The sequence below is a fragment of the Clostridium sartagoforme AAU1 genome, from assembly GCF_000401215.1.
Lineage (GTDB): Bacteria > Bacillota > Clostridia > Clostridiales > Clostridiaceae > Clostridium > Clostridium sartagoforme.
Window position 1 is genome coordinate 1 of sequence record NZ_ASRV01000183.1, and the last position, 2,578, is coordinate 2,578.

A 2,578-nucleotide genomic window follows, 5' to 3' on the forward strand; every position below is an offset into this window, starting at 1 on the left:
TTATAATACATAAATTAATTGTTTGAAATTAAAGTAAATTAAATAATGCAACAAAAAAATTCTAGATATTATATCTAGAATCTTTTTTATTTCATGTGATTTTATATTATTTAAAAGTATTTTTAACTTTTAATACTATTGCATCTGCTTTTTTTATAATTTCAGATACACCCATTCTTATCACTTTTTTACCTTTAAATCTCTCTTCGCCTTTAATAGAAATATCATTTGTTAAAATTACACATACTGCATCCTCTATATCTTTTGATTTTAACTTATTTTCTACTCCAGCTCCCCCTTGGGTTTCAATTAACACCTCAACTCCATGATTTTGCCCTGCTAATATCAGTGCCTCTGCTGCCATATAAGTATGCGCAACTCCTGAAGGACATGATGTAACTCCTACTATTTTCATATCTGATCTCTCCTTATCCTTACATTTCTTCAAACTCTAAATCAAAATCTTCTTCACTTATTTTACTTTCATTATCTGTATTTACTTTCTTAAGTAAATTAACCATAACTGCTGTTACTATAGATCCTCCAAGTACACCTATGATATAACCTACTTTTCCTTCAACAACTGGTAGCACTATAAGTCCTCCCCATGGAGCATGATTTAAAACTCCAAGTAAGAATGGAATTATATTTCCTACTGCTGCACCAACCATAATTGATGGAATAACACGAAGTGGATCATTTGCTGCAAATGGTATTGCTCCTTCTGTAATTCCTACACAACCCATTAATAAAGCACCTTTTCCTGCTTCTCTTTCTTCAACATTGTATTTCTTAGGAGCTAATAATGTAGCTATTCCCATTCCTATTGGAGGAGTACATATAGCAACTCCAACACCACCCATTAAATATGGTAGAGTATCTACTTGTGTTTGTGCAAATAATGTAGCTACCTTATTTATTGGACCACCCATATCAAATGCAGTCATACCTCCTAAGATAGTTGCTAGAGGAACCTTACCAACATCTCCTAATCCACCTAACCAACTTGTAAGATTTTCCATTATAGATGCCATTGGAGTTCCTATTATCCAAACTATAATTCCACCAGTAATTAATGTACCAAACAATGGATATAAAAATATAGAACCTAATGATTTTAATGATGTAGGTAATTTAATTTTCTTTAATTGCTTTACCACCATACCAGCAATAAAACCTGCAACCATCCCCCCTAAGAAACCTGCTCCTACTTCTTTTGCTAAGTAAGCACCAAGCATACCAGGTGCTAATCCTGGTTTATCAGCTATTGAATAAGCAATATATCCACCTAATACTGGTATAAATAATGTTAATCCAGCTAATCCTATTTGTGCTAATCCTGCTAACCATCCTTCTGTAGGAGTAGAGGGAATATCATTTAACATTACTGATAATGAGAATAAAACTCCCCCTGCAACTACAAATGGTATCATATGAGACGTTCCTGTTAATACATGTTTTTTTAATTGTAATAGATTTTTTTTCAATTCCATATTACTCACCTAATCCTTCCTTTAACATATTAAATACATTGTCTTCATTACTTGTTAATAATTTTTCTATAAACTCCTTATGCATTAATTGCCTAGCTAGTCTTGAAATTATTTTTATATGAGTATTATCTTCGTCATTACCTGGTACAGCTATTAAAATAATTATATTAGCAAATTCTTCTGTTTCAGAATTCCATAGAACTTTTTCTTTTAATCTTCCAAAACATACAGCTGGTCTTAAAACGTTTTCTGTTTTACCATGTGGTAACCCAATATCATTTCCTATTGAAGTTGGAGATAATACTTCTCTGTCTAAGACATCTGCATAAAATTTATCAGTATCTGTAATAACACCGTGCTCTTTTAATTTTTTTACTAAAATTAGTATTGCTTCATTTTTTTCTTTTACATCTATATCGAACACGATACATTCTCTTTTTATAATAGACTCCATTTATTAAACTACCTCCAATTCAGATTTAAATATTATTTCTTTAATTTCAATTAATGAGTTCGCATTTTCTAATTTTTCAATTAAATTTGTATTTTTAATCATTTTCATTAAGACTATAACAGCTGGAATATGCTCTTTTTTATCTTTACTTGCTAAACAAAAAATTATTTTAACCTTTTTATCACCGAATTCTATAGGTTCCTTACTAACTATTAAGCTCATACAACTACAGTTAACTCCATCACCTCCCTTTCCGTGTAATAATGCAAAATAGTCATCTGTAACTGCATAGAACCCTACAGTTTCCATAGTATTTATAATGTCTTTTTCATAACGCTTGTCTACAAATTTTTGTTTTTCAAGTAAGTCTACTCCTTCTTTTACAATTTCTTTCCATGGCCTTTTTTCTTCTATCATCTTTATACAATCATTAATTAATAAATCGCTAAGTTTATTAATTTTGGATGGCATCATCACATTTTGATATCCAAATTCTTTTTTAATTACTTCAAGTACTTTCATCTTATCCTTTTCTGTTAGAAAATCTAGTTTTTCATTAATAGAATAATAATTAGCTATTATTTTTTTTCTTTCTATTCCAAGTCTATCAAGATTAATATAACGTAATAAC

At 29.9% G+C, this 2,578-nt stretch carries 4 protein-coding genes; all 4 read right to left on the reverse strand.

The window, feature by feature from the left end:
* Positions 1–106: 106 nt before the first annotated feature.
* Positions 107–415, reverse strand: coding sequence for a PTS fructose-like transporter subunit IIB (locus A500_RS14725; protein ID WP_016208362.1), 309 nt, complete (start codon positions 413–415; stop codon positions 107–109).
* A 19-nt stretch (positions 416–434) separates the two neighbouring features.
* On the reverse strand, positions 435–1,493 hold the full coding sequence (locus A500_RS14730; RefSeq protein WP_423219295.1) for a PTS fructose transporter subunit EIIC: 1,059 nt from the start codon (positions 1,491–1,493) through the stop codon (positions 435–437).
* A 1-nt stretch (position 1,494) separates the two neighbouring features.
* Positions 1,495–1,947 (reverse strand): PTS sugar transporter subunit IIA, encoded by a 453-nt coding sequence (locus tag A500_RS14735; protein ID WP_016208364.1) that lies wholly within the window; start codon positions 1,945–1,947, stop codon positions 1,495–1,497.
* Between the two features lie 3 nt (positions 1,948–1,950).
* Positions 1,951–2,578 (reverse strand): PTS sugar transporter subunit IIA (locus A500_RS14740; protein ID WP_016208365.1); only part of this gene is annotated, 628 nt, incomplete at its 5' end.

Bases quoted from the DNA above. Each gene is read 5' to 3' on its own strand.
- A500_RS14725 (WP_016208362.1), bottom strand. From the start codon at position 415: ATGAAAATAGTAGGAGTTACATCATGTCCTTCAGGAGTTGCGCATACT.
- A500_RS14730 (WP_423219295.1), bottom strand. From the start codon at position 1,493: ATGGAATTGAAAAAAAATCTATTACAATTAAAAAAACATGTATTAACA.
- A500_RS14735 (WP_016208364.1), bottom strand. From the start codon at position 1,947: ATGGAGTCTATTATAAAAAGAGAATGTATCGTGTTCGATATAGATGTA.